This is a genomic window from Streptomyces sp. NPDC002701 (genome assembly GCF_042889045.1).
In the GTDB taxonomy this organism is placed as follows: domain Bacteria; phylum Actinomycetota; class Actinomycetes; order Streptomycetales; family Streptomycetaceae; genus Streptomyces.
Window position 1 is genome coordinate 244,410 of sequence record NZ_JBIAQL010000002.1, and the last position, 20,883, is coordinate 265,292.

At 73.3% G+C, this 20,883-nt stretch carries 16 protein-coding genes; 14 read left to right on the top strand and 2 right to left on the bottom strand.

Annotation, left to right across the window (positions count from 1 at the left end):
• The first annotated feature begins 67 nt into the window (after positions 1 to 67).
• Complete coding sequence (locus ACFYXC_RS05480) at positions 68 to 739, top strand: response regulator (protein WP_388907671.1); 672 nt, start codon at positions 68 to 70, stop codon at positions 737 to 739.
• 130 nt (positions 740 to 869) lie between these two features.
• Here ACFYXC_RS05480 and ACFYXC_RS05485 read toward each other — a convergent pair whose 3' ends face one another.
• On the bottom strand, positions 870 to 1,883 hold the full coding sequence (locus ACFYXC_RS05485) for a Gfo/Idh/MocA family oxidoreductase (protein WP_388907669.1): 1,014 nt from the start codon (positions 1,881 to 1,883) through the stop codon (positions 870 to 872).
• A 77-nt stretch (positions 1,884 to 1,960) separates the two neighbouring features.
• Here ACFYXC_RS05485 and ACFYXC_RS05490 point away from each other — a divergent pair, with 77 nt between their 5' ends.
• The 12 genes from ACFYXC_RS05490 (at position 1,961) to ACFYXC_RS05545 (ending at position 18,131) form a co-directional block, all read left to right on the top strand.
• Positions 1,961 to 2,749 carry a GntR family transcriptional regulator gene (locus ACFYXC_RS05490; protein ID WP_389547268.1) on the top strand — a complete coding sequence of 263 codons (789 nt, stop codon included), beginning with the start codon at positions 1,961 to 1,963 and terminating at the stop codon, positions 2,747 to 2,749.
• A gap of 212 nt (positions 2,750 to 2,961) precedes the next feature.
• A complete protein-coding gene (locus ACFYXC_RS05495; RefSeq protein WP_389547271.1) occupies positions 2,962 to 3,966 on the top strand; it encodes a sugar ABC transporter substrate-binding protein in 1,005 nt (334 codons plus the stop codon).
• Positions 3,963 to 5,000, top strand: coding sequence for an ABC transporter permease (locus ACFYXC_RS05500; protein WP_389547274.1), 1,038 nt, complete (start codon positions 3,963 to 3,965; stop codon positions 4,998 to 5,000). Before ACFYXC_RS05495 ends, ACFYXC_RS05500 begins: the two co-directional genes overlap by 4 nt.
• Positions 4,997 to 5,857 carry an ATP-binding cassette domain-containing protein gene (locus ACFYXC_RS05505; protein WP_389547277.1) on the top strand — a complete coding sequence of 287 codons (861 nt, stop codon included), beginning with the start codon at positions 4,997 to 4,999 and terminating at the stop codon, positions 5,855 to 5,857. The genes ACFYXC_RS05500 and ACFYXC_RS05505 overlap by 4 nt, the downstream gene beginning before the upstream one ends.
• A 301-nt stretch (positions 5,858 to 6,158) precedes the next feature.
• On the top strand, positions 6,159 to 7,343 hold the full coding sequence (locus ACFYXC_RS05510; RefSeq protein ID WP_388907659.1) for an ROK family glucokinase: 1,185 nt from the start codon (positions 6,159 to 6,161) through the stop codon (positions 7,341 to 7,343).
• On the top strand, positions 7,340 to 7,921 hold the full coding sequence (locus tag ACFYXC_RS05515) for a sugar kinase (protein WP_388907657.1): 582 nt from the start codon (positions 7,340 to 7,342) through the stop codon (positions 7,919 to 7,921). Before ACFYXC_RS05510 ends, ACFYXC_RS05515 begins: the two co-directional genes overlap by 4 nt.
• 103 nt (positions 7,922 to 8,024) lie before the next feature.
• Positions 8,025 to 10,865 (top strand): DEAD/DEAH box helicase, encoded by a 2,841-nt coding sequence (locus ACFYXC_RS05520; protein ID WP_389547281.1) that lies wholly within the window; start codon positions 8,025 to 8,027, stop codon positions 10,863 to 10,865.
• Positions 10,866 to 11,227: 362 nt separating this feature from the next.
• The gene (locus ACFYXC_RS05525; RefSeq protein ID WP_389548384.1) at positions 11,228 to 13,480 is read left to right on the top strand and encodes an SWIM zinc finger family protein; all 2,253 of its coding nucleotides are present in this window, start codon (positions 11,228 to 11,230) and stop codon (positions 13,478 to 13,480) included.
• Between the two features lie 365 nt (positions 13,481 to 13,845).
• The gene (locus ACFYXC_RS05530; RefSeq protein ID WP_389547284.1) at positions 13,846 to 15,222 is read left to right on the top strand and encodes a sulfite oxidase; all 1,377 of its coding nucleotides are present in this window, start codon (positions 13,846 to 13,848) and stop codon (positions 15,220 to 15,222) included.
• Positions 15,223 to 15,335: 113 nt separating this feature from the next.
• Entirely contained in the window at positions 15,336 to 16,625 is a 1,290-nt protein-coding gene (gene pcaC / locus ACFYXC_RS05535) for a 4-carboxymuconolactone decarboxylase (protein ID WP_388908351.1), read from the top strand.
• Between the two features lie 60 nt (positions 16,626 to 16,685).
• Positions 16,686 to 17,321, top strand: a complete 636-nt coding sequence (locus tag ACFYXC_RS05540) for an MBL fold metallo-hydrolase (RefSeq protein ID WP_389547287.1) — start codon at positions 16,686 to 16,688, stop codon at positions 17,319 to 17,321.
• Between the two features lie 30 nt (positions 17,322 to 17,351).
• On the top strand, positions 17,352 to 18,131 hold the full coding sequence (locus ACFYXC_RS05545; protein WP_388907649.1) for an exodeoxyribonuclease III: 780 nt from the start codon (positions 17,352 to 17,354) through the stop codon (positions 18,129 to 18,131).
• Between the two features lie 208 nt (positions 18,132 to 18,339).
• Here ACFYXC_RS05545 and ACFYXC_RS05550 read toward each other — a convergent pair whose 3' ends face one another.
• Positions 18,340 to 20,109 carry an SGNH/GDSL hydrolase family protein gene (locus ACFYXC_RS05550; RefSeq protein WP_389547290.1) on the bottom strand — a complete coding sequence of 590 codons (1,770 nt, stop codon included), beginning with the start codon at positions 20,107 to 20,109 and terminating at the stop codon, positions 18,340 to 18,342.
• A 218-nt stretch (positions 20,110 to 20,327) separates the two neighbouring features.
• Here ACFYXC_RS05550 and ACFYXC_RS05555 point away from each other — a divergent pair, with 218 nt between their 5' ends.
• A complete protein-coding gene (locus tag ACFYXC_RS05555) occupies positions 20,328 to 20,768 on the top strand; it encodes a DUF6278 family protein (protein ID WP_389547293.1) in 441 nt (146 codons plus the stop codon).
• Positions 20,769 to 20,883 lie beyond the last annotated feature (115 nt).

A 20,883-nucleotide genomic window follows, 5' to 3' on the forward strand; every position in this document is an offset into this window, starting at 1 on the left:
CCGCCCGGCCCCGACGAGCCGGGAAGAAGGGGGCGTTCGGGCGGGGGAGTGTCATTACGGTAGGCGCATGACTCCGATCCGTCTGCTCCTCGTCGACGACGACCCGCTGGTCAGAGCCGGCCTCTCCCTGATGCTGGGCGGCGCCGACGACCTCCAGATCGTGGGCGAGGCCGCCGACGGCGGCGAGGTCGAGGAACTGGTCGACCGCACCCGCCCGGACGTGGTGCTGATGGACATCAGGATGCCGGCGGTGGACGGACTCGCCGCCACCGAACGGCTCCGGGGCCGTGCGGACGCGCCCCAGGTCATCGTCCTGACCACCTTCCACGCCGACGACCAGGTGCTGCGTGCCCTGCGCGCGGGCGCCGCCGGCTTCGTCCTCAAGGACACCCCGCCCACGGAGATCCTGCACGCCGTGCGCCGGGTCGCGGCCGGCGATCCCGTGCTGTCGCCCACGGTGACCCGGCAGCTGATGGCACACGCCGCGGGCGGCGCGCCCGACACCCGGCGCGCGAGCGCCCGGACGCGGGTCGCCGCGCTCAACGACCGTGAACGCGAGGTCGCCGAGGCCGTCGGCCGGGGCTGGTCGAACGCCGAGATCGCGACCGGCCTCTTCATGAGCGTCGCCACGGTGAAGACACACGTCTCCCGCATCCTCGCCAAGCTCGACCTCAACAACCGCGTGCAGATCGCTCTGCTGGCCCACGACGCGGGGCTCCTGCCGGAGGACGACCGCTGACACGGGTGCGCAAGGGCGAAAGACCGGGGTGCAGCCCCGTCTTTCGAGGGGCGCGGGGAACTGCGCGACCAGCCACGACGGCGCCGCAGCCGACCACGCACCCCACCCGCACTCCAACCCGCCGTGGGCGTCAGTCCCGCCCGCCCGGGACCTCCGACAGCCGAACCGACCGCCGCCCCCGCCGAGACACCTCGCACGCCTCAGCGATCCGCAGCGCGTGCAGCGCCTCACGCCCGTCGCACGGATTGGCCCGCTCCCCGCGCACCACCTCGACGAACGCGTGCAGCTCCGCCTCGTACGCGGGCCCGAACCGCTCCAGGAACCCCGTCCACGGCTTGGTCGCGGCCGGCGGCCCCGCCGGTTCCGTGGAGGCGATCGGCGTCCGGTCGTCGAGCCCCGCCCCGATCTGGTCCAGCTCCCCGGCCAGCTCCATGCGGACGTCGTACCCCGCGCCGTTCAGCCGGGTCGCGGTCGCCGTGGCGAGCGTGCCGTCGTCCAGCGTGAGGACGGCCGCCGCCGTGTCGATGTCACCGGCCTCACGGAACATCGCGGGCCCGGCGTCCGACCCCATCGCGTAGACCTCGGTGACCTCGCGCCCGGTCACCCACCGCAGCATGTCGAAGTCGTGCACCAGCGTGTCCCGGTACAGCCCGCCGGAGAGCGGCAGATGCTCGGCCGGCGGCGGTGTGTGGTCGGACGTCATCGCGCGTACGGTGTGCAGCCGGCCGAGCCGGCCGGAGCGCACCGCCTCGCGTGCGGCCGTGTAGCCGGAGTCGAACCGTCGCTGGAACCCCATCTGCAGGATCGTTCCCGCGGCTTCGACCTCGGCAATGGCCGTGAGGGTGCCCGCCAGGTCGAGGGCGATGGGCTTCTCGCAGAACACGGGCAGACCGGCCCGGGCCGCGCGTCCGATCAGTTCGCCGTGCGCCGAGGTGGCCGCGGTGATGACCACGGCGTCCACGCCCCAGGTGAAGATCTCGTCCACGCCGGGTGCCGCGGTGGCACCTAAGCGGTCCGCGAGCAGCCGTGCCCGTGCGGGATCCGCGTCCGTGACGATGAGGGAGCCGCCCACCTCGCGGTGGCGGCTGAGGGCGGTCGCATGAAATGTACCGATACGACCCGTCCCGATGAGTCCGATGCGCATGGGACAAAGTTGAGGGCGAATCCTACACCCTGTCAACTCTTTGTCCGGACAATCGAACTTCACAACTTCCCGTCAACATGGGCCGGAGCTACGCTCGGCCCGTGCCCAAACCAGATGTGGACCCGACCGCGCCGCTCCAGCTCAGCGTCGACCGGAACAGCCCGGTGCCGCTCTACTTCCAGCTGGCCCAGCAGCTCGAAGCGGCGATCGAGCGCGGTGCGCTGACCCCGGGCAGTCTGCTGGGCAACGAGATCGAGCTCGCCGGACGCCTCGGTCTGTCCCGGCCCACGGTCCGCCAGGCCATCCAGTCACTGGTGGACAAGGGCCTTCTCGTACGCCGCCGGGGCGTCGGCACCCAGGTCGTGCACAGCCAGGTCAAGCGCCCGCTGGAACTCAGCAGCCTCTACGACGACCTGGAGTCGGCCGGCCAGCGCCCGACGACCCGCGTCCTCGTCAACACCGTCGTGCCGGCCTCCGCCGAGGTGGCGGCCTCCCTCTCGGTGGCGGAGGGCAGCGAGGTGCACCGGGTGGAGCGGCTGCGCCTGGCCCACGGCGAGCCGATGGCGTACCTCTGCAACCATCTGCCCCCCGGTCTGCTCGACCTGGACAGCTCGCAGCTGGAGGCCACCGGCCTGTACCGGCTGATGCGTGTCGCCGGTATCACACTGCACAGCGCCCGGCAGTCCGTCGGCGCCCGCGCCGCCACGGCCGTGGAGGCCGAACGCCTCGACGAGTCGGCCGGCGCCCCGCTGCTCACCATGCAGCGCACCACCTTCGGCGACACGGGCCGCGCCGTCGAGTTCGGCTCCCACACCTACCGCGCCGCGCGCTACTCCTTCGAGTTCCAACTGCTCGTACGCCCCTGAACCGGCGCGATTCCGCAGGTCCCCGCCTCGCCCCCGGGGTGATCCCGTACGCCCCCGAGTGCCGTCGCCGACGGCCCCGCTGTCCGGAATCCTTCATTCCGTATCCGATACTTGGTTGTTCCACATATCTGCGGACCGGTCTGCGGAGGGAACAGCGGACGCGTCAGCGGACGGGTCGGCACACGTATCGGCGGCAAGAAGGGCACGGCTTCGTGGCACGGTTTCGGACCTGGGTCGGCATCGCGGTGGCAGGGGCGCTGGGCGCGTCCCTGGCCGGGTGCAGCAGTACCGGCGGCAAGCGCGCCGAGGACGCCCGCAAGGCGGCGTCGGCCCAGGGCGGGGCAGCGGTGGACACCCCCCGCTGGACCGTCGCCATGATCACCCACTCGGGCGATGGCGACACGTTCTGGGACATCGTCCAGAGCGGGGCCGAGCAGGCCGCCGCCAAGGACAACATCAAGTTCCTGTACTCCCACGACGACGAGGGCCAGCAGCAGGCGCAGCTGGTGGACGCCGCCGTGGACAAGGGCGTCGACGGCATCGTCGTCACCCTCGCCAAGCCCGACGCGATGCGGAGCGCGGTCGCGCGCGCGGTGACGGCCGGCATCCCCGTCATCACCGTGAACTCCGGCTCCGAGGAGTCCAAGGCGTTCGGCGCGCTCACCCACATCGGGCAGGACGAGACGATCGCCGGCGAGGCCGTCGGGGACGAGCTGAACGGCCGAGGCCGCAAGAAGGCCCTCTGCGTCCTGCACGAGCAGGGCAACGTCGGCCACGAGCAGCGCTGCGCGGGTGTCAGGAAGACCTTCGACGGCACCGTGCAGAACCTGTACGTCGAGGGCACCGACATGTCGGCCGTCCAGTCCTCCGTCGGCGCCAAGCTCCAGGCCGACCCGTCCGTCGACGCCGTCGTCACGCTCGGCGCGCCCTACGCGGACACCGCCGTGAAGGCCAAGGAGGACGCGGGCAGCAAGGCCGAGATCGACACCTTCGACCTGAACGCCAAGGTCGCCGCCGCGCTGGAGGACGGCACCCTCGGGTTCGCCGTCGACCAGCAGCCGTACCTCCAGGGGTACGAGGCCGTCGACCTGCTCTGGCTGCACAAGTACAACGCCGACACGCTCGGCGGCGGCCGGCCCGTCCTCACCGGGCCGCAGATCGTCACCAAGGACCAGGCCGCCGAGCTGAAGAGCTACGCGGACCGGGGGACCCGATGACCGCGACGGCCCCCTCGGCGGACGAACGGCTGATGAGGACCTCCCCGCTGCGTCGGCTGCTCGGCCGTCCCGAGCTCGGCTCGGTGGTCGGCGCGCTCGCCGTCTTCCTCTTCTTCGCGCTGGTCGCGGACGGTTTCGTACGGGCGGCCGGTCTGAGCACCGTGCTCTACGCGGCCTCCACCATCGGCATCATGGCGGTGCCCGTCGCGCTGCTGATGATCGGCGGCGAGTTCGACCTGTCCGCGGGCGTCATGGTGACCTCGTCCGCGCTGATCTCGTCGATGTTCAGCTATCAGGTGACCGCGAACGTCTGGGTCGGCGTCGGCGTGTCGCTCCTGGCCACCCTGGCCATCGGCTTCTTCAACGGCTTCCTGCTGACCCGCACCGAACTGCCCAGCTTCATCATCACGCTCGGCACCTTCCTCATGCTGACGGGCCTGAACCTCGGCTTCACCAAGCTGATCAGCGGCACCGTCTCCACGAAGTCGATCGCCGACATGGAGGGCTTCGCGTCCGCCAAGGCCCTCTTCGCGTCCGTCCTCACCGTCGGCGGCGTCGACTTCAAGGTCACCATCCTGTGGTGGCTCGGTCTGGTGGCCCTCGCCTCCTGGATCCTGCTGCGTACCCGCGCCGGCAACTGGATCTTCGCCGTCGGCGGCGGTAAGGACGCGGCGCGCGCCGTCGGCGTCCCCGTCGCCGCCACCAGGATCGGCCTCTACATGGGCGTGTCCCTCGCCGCCTGGATCGCCGGGCAGCACCTGCTCTTCTCCTTCGACGCCGTGCAGTCCGGAGAGGGCGTCGGCAAGGAGCTGACGTACATCATCGCCGCCGTCATCGGAGGCTGCCTGATCACCGGGGGCTACGGCTCCGCCATCGGCTCGGCGGTCGGCGCGCTGATCTTCGGCATGACCGACAAGGGCATCGTGTTCGCGGAGTGGAACCCCGACTGGTTCAAGTTCTTCCTGGGAGCGATGCTGCTCCTCGCGACCCTGCTGAACGCCTGGGTCCGCAGGCGCGCGGAGGCAACGGCATGACGCGGCCCACCGATGACACCGGGACCACCGGGACCACCGGAAGCGCCGGAAGCGCCGGGAGTGCCGGGAGTGCCGGGCGCACGCCTCTGGTCGAGCTCGACGACGTCAGTAAGTACTACGGCAACGTCCGTGCCCTGGAAGGGGTCTCGCTGGAGGTCCACGCGGGGGACATCACCTGTGTCCTCGGCGACAACGGTGCCGGCAAGTCGACCCTCATCAAGATCATCTCCGGGTTGCACCAGCACGACACGGGCACCTTCCGCATCGACGGCGAGGACACCCGCCCGGCGTCTCCGCGGGACGCCCTGGACCGCGGAATCGCCACGGTCTACCAGGACCTCGCCGTCGTCCCCCTGATGCCGGTCTGGCGCAACTTCTTCCTCGGCTCCGAACCGCGCAAGGGCTCCGGGCCCTTCAAGCGCCTGGACGTCGACCTCATGCGGCGCACGACCCACGCGGAACTCCTGCGCATGGGCATCGACCTGCGCGACGTCGACCAGCCCATCGGCACCCTCTCGGGCGGTGAGCGCCAGTGCGTGGCCATCGCCCGCGCCGTCCACTTCGGAGCCAAGGTCCTCGTCCTCGACGAGCCGACCGCCGCCCTCGGCGTCAAACAGTCCGGAGTGGTCCTGAAATACGTGGCCGCCGCACGGGACGCGGGCCTCGGCGTCGTCCTCATCACCCACAACCCCCACCACGCGTACCTGGTCGGCAACCGCTTCGTCCTCCTCAAACGCGGCCGGATGGTCGGCAGCCACACCCGCGAGTACATCACCCTGGACGAACTGACCCGCCAGATGGCGGGCGGCAACGAACTGGACGACCTCCGCCACGAGCTGCAGGGCGACACCGCCTGACACGACCCGCACCGCGGCGCCCCCCAAGGGGCGCGGGGAACGGCGCGACCGGCCACGACGGACCGGCGGCCGGCCAGCGGCGGACGGTGGCCCGGGAATGGCCCGACCGTGGCGGAGGAAGCCGCCGTGCGGCGAAACCGCCACGTGCGGCACCGCGGCGCCCTCAAGGGGCGCGGGGAACGGCGCGACCGGCTACGACGGACCGGCGCTTCACAACGGACCGGTCACAACCCGGGGCAGCCGAGCGCAGCGAAGGACGCCGCCGTGCGGCGAAACCGCCACGTGCGGCAGAATCGGCGCGATGAGCACCTACCGCGACCTCGCCCTGCCCCGGGCGCTCGGCTCCGCCAGAGCCGCGGGCGCCCCCATCGGCTCCCGCAGCGCCACCGTCCTGCGCACCGTGGGCACGCGTGAGCGCCGTTCCCACCTGACGGCGCCGCGCGTCCCCACCGTCGGCATCGACATCGGCGGTACGAAGGTGATGGCGGGCGTCGTCGACGCGGACGGCAACATCCTGGAGAAGGTCCGCACCGAGACCCCCGACAAGTCCAAGAGCCCCCGGGTCGTCGAGGACACCATCGTCGAACTGGTCCTGGACCTCTCCGACCGGCACGACGTGCACGCGGTCGGCATCGGCGCGGCCGGCTGGGTCGACGCGGACCGCAACCGCATCCTGTTCGCGCCCCACCTGTCGTGGCGCAACGAACCCCTGCGGGACCGGATCGCCGGGCGCCTCGCCGTGCCCGTCCTGGTCGACAACGACGCCAACACGGCCGCCTGGGCGGAATGGCGCTTCGGCGCGGGCCGCGGCGAGGACCACCTGGTCATGATCACCCTCGGTACCGGCATCGGCGGCGCCATCCTGGAGGACGGCCAGGTCAAGCGCGGCAAGTTCGGTGTCGCGGGCGAGTTCGGCCACATGCAGGTCGTGCCCGGCGGCCACCGCTGCCCGTGCGGCAACCGCGGCTGCTGGGAGCAGTACAGCTCCGGCAACGCCCTCGTCCGCGAGGCCCGCGAGCTCGCCGCCGCCGACTCCCCAGTGGCGTACGGGATCATCGAGCACGTCAAGGGCAACATCGCGGAGATCACGGGCCCGATGATCACCGAGCTGGCCCGCGAGGGCGACGCGATGTGCATCGAACTGCTCCAGGACATCGGCCAGTGGCTCGGCGTCGGCATCGCGAACCTCGCCGCCGCCCTCGACCCGTCCTGCTTCGTCATCGGCGGAGGCGTCAGCGCCGCCGACGACCTGCTGATCGGCCCCGCGCGGGACGCCTTCCGCCGCCAGCTGACCGGCCGCGGCTACCGCCCCGAGGCCCGGATCGCCCGCGCCCAGCTCGGCCCCGAGGCCGGCATGGTGGGCGCCGCCGACCTCGCCCGGCTGGTCGCCCGGCGCTTCCGCCGCGCCAACCGCCGCCGGGTCGAGCGGTACGAGCGCTACGAGCGGTTCGCCGAGTCGCGCCGCGAGACGCAGGAGACGCTGTGACGGCCTCGCTGCCGCGCCAGGCGGCGCCGCCGGACGAACCGCCGCGCCCGCCCGAGAACCGGGGCCACATGATCCGCCGCCGCGCCCTGACCCTGCTGATCATCGTGCTGCTCATCGGCGTCCCGGCCGGCTACCTGGTGATCTCCGCGAACCAGAGCCGTGACAGCGGCAAGGACAAGGAGGAGAAGTACTCGGCGACCGGACTCACCCCCGGCTGGCCCTCCCGGGTCCAGCGCCGCCTGTACCAGGTGCCCATCCCTGGCTACTCGGCCGAGGTCGCCTACTACGAGACGAACAACTGGAAGACCAGCCGTCTCTACGTCCAGTTCCTCACCAGCGACGAGGGCCTGGAGAAGTTCCTCGAGACCATCGGCACCGGCCTCGACGCCCTGAAGAAGGACGACATCGCCATCGGCGCCCGCGACCGGCGGGTCGTCGGCTGGAAGTTCACCGGACCCGGCCCGTGGTCGGGCGTCAACCACGAGCGGAAGAACCCGACGCCCACGCACCACATCGTCGTGGACCGCTCGAAGCCCGGCCATCCCATGGTCTACGTGGTCTCCAGAACGACGCCCTGACCGCCCGGTCCCGCCGCCGCGGACCGTTGTCGGACCCGGCCCGTAGAGTCGAGGACGAGATCGGACGAATGGTCCGTCCGGGGCGAGGGAGGTGGCCGGGAGCATGAGCGCGGTGCAGACGCGTGCCGATTCCGGTACCGGGCCCGAGGTGCCGGTCCGGCTGGCCGCCGTGTTCCTGCCCGCCGCGCTGCCCCGCGGCGGACGGATCGCCTTCTGGGACCCGGACGGCGCCACACCCGTCCCCGCGCCGGACACCGAGCTCACGGTCGTACGGCCGCACGGGGCGGGCGCGCGCAGGCAGTCGGTGCCCGCGCTGACCCTGCCGGTCGCCGACGCCCTGCCCCTGCTGGTGCGGGCAAGGAAAGACCCCGCCGCCCATCCCGCCACGGCCTGCTGGGGCGCCGCCGCCCTGCACGCGCTGCGGCTCGTCGCGCGCGGCCGGCTGCTGCCCGGCCTCACCCCGGAGGGCTACGACGCCTGGCGCGCCGGCCCCCTGGACCCGGACGACATCGCCCACCTGAGGGCGGTCGCGGCGGCCCTCCCGTACGAGGGACACGCCGTCCCCCTGCCGGGCCGCGGGCCGCTCCGGCTGCCCGATCCCGAAGCGCTCACCCGTGCCTTCCTGGACGCGGTCGCCGACGCCCTGCCCCGCACCCCGGCCGCACCGCACGCCGCCGGGAAGCCCTTCGCGGCGAGCGCGCCCCAGCGACTGCCGGGCGCCCAGGACTGGGCGGCGGAGGTCGCCGCCGGCATGGACGCGGGGGTCCGCGTCTCCCTGCGTCTGGACCTGTCCGCGTACGAGCTCTTCGACGACAGCGAGGACGCCCGGCGGGCGGGCGCCGCCGTCGTCCAGGTGCACAGCCTCGCCGACCCCACCCTCGTCACCGACGCGGCGGCCCTGTGGGCGGGCACCGCGGACGCCACGTTCGGCCCGCGCGCCCGGGTCGACGCCGCCCTGGCCGTGCGCCGCGCGGCCAGGGTCTGGCCACCCCTGGACCGGCTGTCCGCGCAGGACGTGCCGGACGTACTGGCGCTGTCCGAGGACGAGCTGTCGGACCTGCTCGGTGTCGCCGCGACCCGCCTCGGCGCGGCCGGGGTCGCCGTCCACTGGCCCCGCGACCTCGCCCAGGACCTGAGCGCCGCCGCGGTCGTCCGCCCTGCGCCGGGCTCGGCCACGGACGGCACGGGCTTCTTCGAGAGCGAGGACCTGCTCCAGTTCCGCTGGCAGCTGGCGCTCGGCGGCGACCCGCTCAGCGAGGCGGAGATGGACGCCCTCGCCGAGGCGCACCGTCCCGTCGTCCGCCTGCGGGACCAGTGGGTCCTCGTCGACCCGGCCCTCGTCCGCAAGGCACGCAAGCGCGAACTGGGTCTGCTCGACCCCGTCGACGCCCTCTCCGCGGCACTCACCGGCAGCGTCGAGGCCGACGGGGAGACCGTCGAGGCGGTGCCGGTCGGAGCACTCGCCGCGCTGCGCGACCGCCTCACGGCCGGCCCGCGGCCCACCGCACCGCCCCCCGGACTGACGGCGACCCTCCGGGACTACCAGCTCCGGGGACTGGCCTGGCTCGACCTCATGACCTCACTCGGCCTCGGCGGCTGCCTCGCCGACGACATGGGGCTCGGCAAGACCGTCACCGTCATCGCCCTCCACCTGAAGCGGGCGCGCACCGAGCCGACCCTCGTCGTCTGCCCGGCCTCGCTGCTCGGCAACTGGCAGCGGGAGATCGAGCGGTTCGCCCCCGGCGTGCCCGTGCGCCGCTTCCACGGCCAGGACCGCTCCCTGGCGGATCTGGCCGGCGGCTTCGTCCTGACCACCTACGGGACGATGCGCTCGGTGGCGCCGCAGCTCGCCCACCAGACCTGGGGCATGGTCGTCGCGGACGAGGCCCAGCACGTCAAGAACCCGTACTCGGCGACGGCCAAGGCCCTGCGCACGATCCCCGCACCGGCGAGGGTCGCCCTGAGCGGTACACCGGTGGAGAACAACCTCTCCGAGCTGTGGGCCCTGCTCGACTGGACGACCCCCGGGCTCCTCGGCCCCCTGAAGTCCTTCCGCGCCCGGCACGCGCGCGCCGTGGAGAACGGCGAGGACGAAGAGGCCGCGGCCCGCCTCGCCCGCCTGATCCGCCCCTTCCTCCTACGGCGCAAGAAGTCGGACCCAGGCATCGTCCCCGAGCTCCCGCCCAAGACGGAGACGGACCACCCCGTCCCCCTCAGCCGCGAACAGGCGTCCCTGTACGAGGCCGTGGTCCGCGAGTCGATGCTCGTCATCGAGACCACGCAGGGCATCGCCAGGCGTGGCCTCGTTCTCAAACTCCTCACCGCGCTCAAGCAGATCTGCGACCATCCGGCGCTGTACCTGAAGGAGACACCGGACCAGCGCCCCAGCGGCTCGGGGTCCGCCCGCGAGGCCGCCCGCTCCGGCAAACTGGCCCTGCTCGACGAGCTGCTCGACACCCTGCTCGCCGAGGACGGCTCGGCGCTCGTCTTCACGCAGTACGTGGGCATGGCCCGGCTGATCACGAACCACCTCGCGGCGCGCGCGGTCCCCGTCGAACTGCTGCACGGCGGCACACCGGTGCCCGAGCGGGAACGCATGGTGGACCGCTTCCAGAGCGGGGCGACGCCGATCCTGATCCTGTCCCTCAAGGCGGCGGGCACGGGTCTCAACCTCACGCGCGCCGGCCATGTCATCCACTTCGACCGCTGGTGGAACCCGGCCGTGGAGGAGCAGGCCACCGACCGCGCCTACCGCATCGGCCAGACCCAGCCCGTCCAGGTGCACCGCCTCATCACCGAGGGCACCGTCGAGGACCGCATCGCCGACATGCTCGCCTCCAAGCGGGCCCTGGCCGACGCGATCCTCGGCTCCGGCGAGGCGGCCCTGACGGAGCTCACCGACCGGGACCTGTCCGACCTGGTGTCACTGCGGAGGTCCACGTGATGTCTCCGACGGATCAGCCGGGCGCCGCCGGTGCCCCGGACGAGCGCCCGCCGTCCGCGCCGCGCGAGTCGACGGACGAGCGCCACGGGGCGGGCGGGCCCGGTGCTGCCGACGAGGAGCGGCCCGCCGACGCCGCTCGGCGGGCCCTGCGGGAGGCCCGGCGCGGGGCCGCCGGCGCTCCGGGGCCGGACGGCTTCGGACCGGGCCCGACGGAGAGGGACTCCACCGCGCCGGACACCCGTCCCGCACCGGGCATCCGGCCTGGCGCGGATACGCGTCCGGCGGGTGCCGGGCACGGGCGGGAAACCGCTGTCGGCGCGGCAGCGCACAGGCCCCGGCCCGGCGATGTCGCCCGTGAGGCGCTGCGGCGCGCCGTGGGCCGTCACGCCGGTGCTGCCGCCACGCCGGCCGAGAACGCCCAGGACGCCCAGGGCGTCCGGAGCGTCCCGGGGGCAGTGGCAGGGGCGTCGGCTCGCCCCGACGCGGCCTCCGAGCCGGCAGACGCCGAGGGGCGGCCCGCGGCGGTCTCCGAGCCCTCGGAGGTCCGTGCCCCGGACACGGTCTCCGAGCCGGCGACGGACACCGGGCGGCCCGACCCGGCCCCGGAGACGGGGGAGGCCGGGCGGCCCGGCGGGGGCGCCGAGTCGTCCGCGGCCGGTCCGGGCGAGGACTCCGCGTCGTCGGAGGACACGCGGGCCCGGGCCGCCGCTGCCGGAACCTCGCGCCCCGGCGACGCGGCCCGCGAGGCCCTGCGTGCCGCGCGCACCCAGGCCGAGCGGGAGCGAACGACCGCTCCAGACAAGGGAGTCGGCGCGCGAAGGCGACGCGGTGGCACGGGGGCCACCCCGCCTGGGCCTCGACCGGCCCGGTCGAGCCATGAGGTGGCCGCCCAGGTGCGGGAGATGGCCGAGAGGCTGGGCAACACCTTCGACCTGTCCTCCCGGATGGAACGGGAGGGGCGGACGGACGAGCCCGGCACGGGACCTGCCGCCGCCGAAGCCCCGTCCGTAGATGAACCTTCCGACGGGGCCCCGTCCGTCGAAGGGCCTTCCGTCGAAGTCCCGTCCGTTGAAGGGCCTTTCGCCGAGGCCCCGTCCGTTGGAGAGCCTTCCGCCGAGGCCCCGTCCGTCGATGAACCTTTCATCGAAGCCCCGTCCGTTGAAGAGCCCCCCGGCGAAGCCCCGTTCGCCGAAGCGCCCTCCGACGAGACTCTGCCGGCCGACGCACCATCCGCCGGGTTCCGGTCCGCCGCCGGGGGACCGGAACCCGGCCGCTCCGGCCGCATCACAACCCCGCCCCTCCACACCCCGCCCGCCGAAGGCGGCGCCCCGGCGCCTCCCGTCGCCCGGTCCATGGCCGCCCCGGCCCGTGACGGGGAGCTGCGGCGTACGTTCCCCGCGCTGGCGGCGCGGCCGCACGGTGTCGCCGGGTTCGCCGAGACGTGGTGGGGCAACGCCTGGGTCGCCGCGCTGGAGGAGACAGCGCTGGACGCGGCGCGCCTCGGGCGCGGAAAGGCGTACGCGGGGCAGGGGCACGTCGACGCCATCACCGTCACCCCGGGACTGGTGCTCGCCTATGTGCACGGGAGCCGCCCGCGGCCCTACCGGGTGCAGATCCGGATGCGTACGCTCACGGACGACGACTGGGAGCGCTTCCTGGACGCCGCCGCCGAACGGCCCGGCCACATCGCGGCGCTGCTCGACAAGGACCTGCCCCAGGCGCTCGCCGACGGCGGAGTGGACCTGCTGCCCGGCCCCGGCGACCTCGTACCGCGCTGCAGTTGCCCCGACTCCGGCCACCCCTGCAAACACGCGGCCGCGCTCTGCTACCAGACGGCACGGCTGCTGGACGAGGACCCGTTCGTCCTGCTCCTGTTGCGTGGCAGGGGCGAGCGGGAACTGCTGGACGAGCTGTCCCGGCGCAACGCCACCCTGGCCGCCCGTTCGGCCCGTTCCGCGGAGCAGCCGGCACTGCCCGGCGTACCGGCCCGCGACGCCGTACAGGCCCGCGTGCGGGCGCCCCTGCCGGCCCCGCTGCCGCCGCCCGCGCATCCGGAGCAGCCGCCGGCCTACCCGGCGTCGCCCGGTGGCCCCGACCCGTTCGCGCTGGACCAGTTGGCCACCGACGCGGCCGCCCGCGCGCACGCCCTGCTCACCACGGGCCGTGACCCCCTCGCCGGGCTGACGCTCTGGCAGGACGCCGTCCGGCTCGCGGCCACCCGCCCGGGTTCCGGCCTCACCGCGACCACCCGCGCCTTCTACGCGTCCCTGGCCGCCGCCGCGGGCCGCACCCCGGCGGACCTGGCCCGCGCGGTCGCCGCGTGGCGCCAGGGCGGACTGGAGGGGCTGGCCGTCCTCGAAGAGCCCTGGGACCCTCCGGCAGGCCGTTTCGACCGGGCCCGCCCGCTCCTCCTCGCGGCCGACTTCCCCGCCTTCCGGCCCTGGCACAACCACCTCACCCACCCCCGCGGCCACATACAGCTCCGCCTGGGCCACGACGGCCTCTGGTACGGCTACGAGTCGGAACCGGACCACGACGACTGGTGGCCCCGCGGCACCCCCGACCTCGACCCGGTCGGCGCCCTCACCGGCCTGGGTTCCCCCACCGAGCTCTGATCGCGAGCTCCGGCCGGCCCGACTACCCCGATTCGCCCGCGGGCCGGCGCCCCGCCTCGTACCATGGCGCCCATGATCCTCAGTGAGTGCCGCCCCGCCCCGCGGTTCCGCGTGCGCACGTCGCACGGCTGTTGTTGATCCTCATCTGACTCGTGGCCCCGTGACGGCGACCGCCGGCGGACGTCCGCCCCGGCCGTAGCCGCTCTCCGGCCGCCCCTCCCGTCCACACGCAGCGCAGGCACAGCCAGGCCGCACGGCCGCGTGCCCGGCCGTCCCGTGCCGCCCCACACCGCGCGCCCGCATACCCGAGAACCCCCGCCCTGAGCCCTCTCAGCCCACCCCACCAGAGACGCAGGAGCCCACCCATGCCCCGTAGCGACATATCCATAAGCACTACCGACGCCACCCCCACAGACGCCCCCACCGGCGCCTCCGCCGAAGAGTCGGCCTACGACCGCCGCAGACTCCGTCAGTGGCTCGCGGGCGAGGCCCGGGCCGACGGCATCGAGCGCCGTGACCTGCTCCGCCTGCTCACGGCGGCCGGACTGGCCACGACCGCCACGGTGGCGGGCACCGGATCCGCCCTGGCCGCCACCGGACCCACGGGACCCACCGGACCCACGGCACGCGCCGGGGACACCGCGGCCGCCGCCGCGGTCCCCGGGATCGTCAAGCCCCTCCCCGACGCCTGGTTCACGGCCCGTGGCACGAACGCCGAGACCAGGTTCGAGGCCCTGGCCGGTACCGGCCACCACACTCCCACGGACCGCTTCTTCGTCCGGAACCACACCTCCACCCCGGTCCTGGACGCCGACGCCTGGACCCTCACCGTCTGGGGAGACGGCCTCGCGAAGGGCCGTACCAGCGAATTCACGCTCGACGACCTGAAGCGGCTGCCCGCCACCACCCGCAGCGCGTTCGTGGAGTGCGCGGGCAACGGCCGCAGCTTCTTCACGACACAGCAGGGCCAGACCGTGTCCGGTACGGCGTGGACGCTCGGCGCGATCGGCGTGGCCCGCTGGCGGGGCGTACGGCTCGGCGAGGTGCTGCGCCGCGCCGGGCTGACCCGTGACGCCGTGGACGTCCTGCCCCGCGGCCTGGACGCCGACTACCTCCTGGCGGACGGCACGAACCTAGGCCGGGTCCGCCGCCCGCTGCCCCTGTCGAAGGCCCTGGACGACGTGCTGCTCGCGTACGAGATGAACGGCGAACCGCTCCCCGCGGACCACGGCCGTCCCGTACGGGTCCTCGTACCGTCCTGGATCGGCATCGCGTCGATCAAGTGGGTCGGTGACATCCAGGTCTCCGCCCAGCCGCTGTACTCCCCGTGGAACACCGACTTCTACCGGCTGTTCGGCACCGCCCACCCGGAGGGCGGCAGCGCCCCGCTCACCCGCCAGACGCTCAAGAGCGCCTTCGAACTGCCGTGGAACGCGAGCCTGGAGAGCGGCGCCGAGCACCGTCTCACCGGCCGCTCGTGGTCGGGCGCGGGCGGCATCGCACGCGTCGAGGTGAGCACCGACGGCGGCGCGACCTGGCGGCACGCCCGCCTCCACGACGCCCCGCGCCGCGCCGACTGGGTGCGCTGGTCCGCCGACTGGCGCCCGGCGGCACCGGGGGCGTACACCCTGCTGGCGCGCGCGACGGACACGACGGGCCGCACCCAGCCGCAGACCACCGTCCACAACACCCAGGGCTATCTTTTCGACGCGGTGGTCCGGCACCCGGTCCAGGCCGTGTGACCTGCCCCGCGGGCCGCCGCCCGACATGTGGCGGCGGCGTGCAGGGCGCGTGGACAATCCCGGCCCGTTTCCGTGTCCATAGGTGCGGAAGTTAGCGTGGAGCGGTGAGTGAGATGAAGTACCCCGCCCTCCAGTACCGCTTCGACGGCCCCGAAGACGCCCCCGTGCTGATTCTCGGTCCCTCGCTCGGGACGACCTGGCACATGTGGGACCGGCAGGTTCCGGAGCTGGTCAAGCAGTGGCGGGTCTTCCGCTTCGACCTGCCCGGCCACGGCGGCGCGCCCGCGCACCCGGCCGGTTCGGTCACCGAGCTCGCCGAACGGCTGCTCGCCACCCTCGACGGGCTCGGCGTCCAGCGGTTCGGCTACGCGGGGTGCGCGCTCGGCGGTGCCGTCGGCGCCGAACTCGCGCTGCGCCGCCCGGACCGCCTCGCCTCGCTCACGCTGATCGCGGCCTCCCCGCGGTTCGGTACGGCCGACGAGTTCCGCCAGCGCGGTGTGATCGTCCGGTCCAACGGCCTGGACCCCATCGCGCGCACGTCCCCCGAGCGCTGGTTCACGGGCGGGTTCGCCGCGGCGCAGCCCGCGATCACCGAGTGGGCCGTGCAGATGGTGCGCACCACGGACCCGGGCTGCTACATCGCCGCGTGCGAGGCGCTCGCGGCCTTCGACATCCGTGCCGAGCTCGGCCGGATCGGGGTGCCCACGCTCGTCCTGGTCGGATCGGACGACCAGGTGACCGGCCCCGCCGAGGCCCGCACGCTGGTCGCGGGGATACCGGACGCCCGCCTCGCGGTGGTGCCCGGCGCCTCCCACCTGGTCCCCGTGGAACAGCCCGCCGCGGTCACCGACCTCCTCGTACGGCACTTCTCCACCGCCTGGCAGCAGCCGGCCTACGACTCGTCCACCGGGCAGATGGCGGTCGTGGTCCCGCAGACGCACCAGGTGGCCGCCGTGCCGCAGCAGATGTCGCCCGTCGCGGAGATCGCGCCCGCCCCGCAGCCCGAGGCGGTCGTGGGCCGGGCCGACCCGTACGAGGCCGGTATCAAGGTCCGCCGGGAGGTGCTCGGGGACGCCCATGTGGACCGGGCGCTGGCGCAGGCCGACGAGTTCTCCGGGGACTTCCAGGAGTTCGTCACGCGCTACGCGTGGGGAGAGATCTGGGACCGGCCGGGCCTCGACCGGCGCTCGCGCAGCTGTGTCACGCTCACCGCCCTGGTCGCCGGCGGCCACCTCGACGAGCTGGCCTTCCACACCCGGGCCGCCCTCCGCAACGGCCTCACCCCGGTCGAGATCAAGGAGGTGCTCCTCCAGGCGGCCGTCTACTGCGGTGTACCGGCCGCGAACAGTGCCTTCCGGGTGGCCCAGCAGGTCATCCGCGAGGAGACCACCCCGCAGGAGTGAGTGCCGCGGAGGGGCCCCTCGGGTGAGCCCGCGCCGGCGCCCGAAGGGAGGATGGGAAGCATGAAGCTCACCAAGATGTCCCACGCCTGTGTCCGCCTGGAGAAGGACGGCCGCACCCTCGTCATCGACCCCGGTCTCTTCAGCGAGGCGGACGCGGCGGCCGGCGCGGACGCGATCCTCGTCACGCACGAGCACCCCGACCACTTCAGCGAGAGCCACCTGCGGGCCGGGCTGGAAGCCAACCCCGGGGCGGAGATCTGGACCCTGCGATCCGTCGCCGACCAGCTCTCGGCCGCGTTCCCCGGCCGGGTGCACACCGTCGGCCACGGCGACACGTTCACCGCTGCGGGCTTCGACGTACAGGTCCACGGCGAACTGCACGCCGTGATCCACCCCGACATCCCGCGCATCACGAACGTCGGCTACCTCGTCGACGGCGGCCGGGTCTTCCACCCGGGCGACGCGCTCACCGTCCCGGACCACCCGGTCGAGACGCTGATGCTTCCCGTACAGGCCCCCTGGAGCAAGATCTCCGAGGTCATCGAGTACGTCCGGGAAGTGGCACCCCAGCGCGCGTACGACATCCACGACGCGCTGCTCACCGACCTCGCGCGCCCCGCCTACGACCGTCAGATCGGCGCGCTGGGCGGTTCCGAGCACCTCAGGCTGGCGCCGGGCGAGACCGCCGACCTCTGAGTGTCAGAGGTGCCCGGTAGGTTGTGGAGCATGCGTATCGCCACCTGGAACGTGAACTCGATCACCGCCCGTCTGCCGAGGCTGCTGCCCTGGCTGGAGAGCAGCGGCACGGACGTGCTGTGCATCCAGGAGACGAAGACCACCGCCGAGCAGTTCCCGTCCGAGCAGCTCCGCGAGCTGGGCTACGAGTCCGCGGTGAACGCGACCGGGCGGTGGAACGGAGTGGCGGTGGTGTCCCGGGTGGGCCTGGAGGACATCGTGCGGGGCCTGCCCGGCGACCCCGGCTACGAAGGCGTGGAGGAGCCCCGAGCGGTCTCCGCGACCTGCGGCCCGGTCCGCGTCTGGTCGGTCTACGTGCCGAACGGCCGCGAAGTGGGCCACCCGCACTACGCGTACAAGCTCCAGTGGTTCGAGGCACTGAAGGCGGCCGTCGCGGACGACGCGGCCGGCAGCCGCCCGTTCGCGGTGCTGGGCGACTACAACGTGGCGCCGACGGACGACGACGTCTTCGACCGGGCCCTCTTCGAGGGCTCCACCCACGTCACCGAGCCCGAGCGCGCCGCGCTGGCCGCCCTGCGCGGGACCGGCCTGACGGACGTGGTCCCGCGCCCCCTCAAGTACGACCACCCGTTCACGTACTGGGACTACCGCCAACTCGGCTTCCCCAAGAACCGGGGCATGCGCATCGACCTGGTCTACGGCAACACCCCCTTCACGAAGGCGGTCACCGACGCCTACGTGGACAGAGAAGAACGCAAGGGCAAGGGAGCCTCGGACCACGCCCCGGTGGTAGTGGACCTGGACGCCTAGCAGCCCCGTAAGGGGCGCGGGGAACGGCGCGCCCAGCCACACGGCACCCGAACCCGGCACCCAGCCAGGGCCCCGCAAGGGCCGCGGGCAACGACGCGCCGCCCAGCCAGGGCCCCGTAAGGGGCGCGGGGAACTGCGCGCCCAGCCACACCCGACTCACCACCCGACTCACCACCTGACCCAGCCGCCCACCCCCAAGCGGCTCGCCCTACAACACCCCGAGATCCACCGACTCGGCCAGCGCAGCGAACCCCGCATCGCCAGGATGCAGATGATCCCCACTGTCATAGGCGGGAAGCATCCGAGCGGGATCCCCCGGATCCCGCAACACCGCGTCGAAGTCGAGCACGGCATCGAACACCGCGGCCCCCGCCCCGGACAGGATCCACCGGTTCACAGCGGAGCGCTCCGCGTCCACGGCGGCCGTGCACCGCGCCTCCCCCGCGCAGGGCGCGATCGTCGCGACGAGCACCCGAAGCCCGCGGCCACGCGCCCGCTCCGCGATCTCCCGCAACCCCTCCACGACCTGCTCCGCACTCGCCCCCCACCGCACGTCGTTGACCCCCTGGAACACGACGACCGTACGCGCGGACGTCTGCGCCAGGACATCCCGGTCGAGCCGGTGCAGCGCACTCACCCCGCCCGTGTCGGTGGACACCCCGTCCCCGACGTACCGGTCCGTGACCACACGGTTCGCCGAGATCCCGTGGTTCAGGACCCCATACCGCGGCACCGCGTCCTGCTGCCGGAGCCGGTCGGCGAGGAGATCGGGCCAGCGCCGGTTCGCGTCCCGCGTCGACTTCTCGCCGTCCGTGATCGAGTCGCCGAGGACCACGACGGACCCCGGCCCGCCACCCACGTCGACACCGGTCAGCACTGGCCAGTTGAGGATCGTCGAGGTGTACGCGTCCGGGCCGGCGTCCGCCGCGTGGTCGCCGGGCTCGCTGACGTACGACTGCTGGACGGCCAGGCTGTGCACGGGCGCCGCCGTCACCGTCCCCGGCAGATGGAAGCTCACCAGCAGATTGCTGTCCGCGGGCACGTCGAAGCCCAGCGGAGCACTGAACGCCTGTGCCCCCGCGGGGATCTCGACGTCCCCCGAGCCCCCGAAGGACAGCGCTGCGGGAGCACTGCGCGGACTCGCCCCGGACCCCTGCACGGCGACCGTCGCACTGCCGACCCGTACGGGTGCCGCGGCGAAGGTGTTGTCGAGCCGGATCCGCACGCGCGGCCCGCCCGCCGAGGTGTGCACCACCAGACGCAGTGTCCGGTCCGTCCACGGCCCGACCGCCGTGTAGCCGGAGGTCGACGCGGCCCAACTGCCGGTCCAGCCGCGGTTCTCGGCCCGTACCGACAGCGCGAACACATGCACGTCGCTGTTGCGCGGCAGCTCCACGGAGTCCACCGCGCGCCCCTCGGCGAGCGGCACGGTCACCACGTACAGCCGTGCCTTCTCGGCGAGTTGACCGCCGGGCGTGTTGACGTGGGGCAGGGCGACGGCCTTGGTGCCGAGCGGACCGCCGCGCCAGTCGGAGGCGGTCAGGTGGTACGACGAGCGCGAACCGTCGCGGTACCGCACCAGGCCCGCGCCGCTCTCCTCGCCGCCGCCCGTGCCGGCCACCAGGAAGGCGAGCGCGTCACCGTTGCCGCGCACCCGGACGGACTGGCCGTCGGCGCGTACGTTGTCGGGCTCGCCCGGCGCCCGGCGCGGCCAGGTCAGCCGGGCTCCCTGGACCGTCAGCGCGCGGCCCGGCGTCCAGCCCGCGGCGGTCAGGTCCTGCGCCGACAGGGAGCGGCCCGAGCCGTCGAAGTCCGCCCCGGTGGGCCTGGTGTCGTCACTGACGGCGGTGTTGTCGAAGAGACGTTCCAGAGGTGCGGGCCGCTGCCCGACCGGTGACGCGGTCGCCGCCGGGACCGTCGTCACCCCCGTCGACAGCAGAGCAAGAGCAACGGCGGTACCCCACACACGTCGGCGCACACCGACTCCTCCCACGCACGGACGGCTCACTGACGGTCATGGACGGCTCTGGTCGGCTCCCGGCCGGTTCACTGACGAGGTGACAGACGCACCGTGAAGCTAAGGAGACGACAGGGGTTCGTCAATGAGGCAGGCGCGAACTACGGGCGAACTCCCTGGGAACAGGCGTTCCGCGCGCCCTGTGGTGCACCGGGTGATGCGGATGAAAGGCTGGGAGTATGAACATCCCTTTCCTGGGCAACTGGCGCAAGAAGCGGGACCCCGCCGGTGGAGTCACGGTCTTCTCGAACGGCGAGAGCGACCACGAGGGGGTGACCGAACTGCTCTCCGAGTGTGAACTGCTGCGCTCCCAGGCCCATCAGGCGGGGATCGAACTCGACGACACCGCCGCCTCCCTGGAGGCGCTGGACCAGTTGCTGCCACGCTGGCGCGACGACGAGGAGAGTCTGCCCTGGCTCGGCAACGACGCCGGCCTCTACCTGGGCACGGTCATCGTCCGCACGGTCCCCGGCGCCGTCTGGGAGGTCTGGCCCGACGGGCAGCCGGTCGTGCGGCTGGAGTCGGGACGGGTGATCGACGTGGTCGTGTCGGGCCGCGCGTGGGCGGACAGCGGCGTCCCCGAACTCTCCCAGCTGTACGCGGAGGTGGCCGAGACGTGAAGCCCTGGCCACCGCTACTCCCGTAAATACGGCTTATGCCCGAAAAGTGCGTGTCGTGTCCTCGCCTCACTTCCGGGTGGATAGTTTGCGGCCATCGCGACACAGCTGAGAGTGG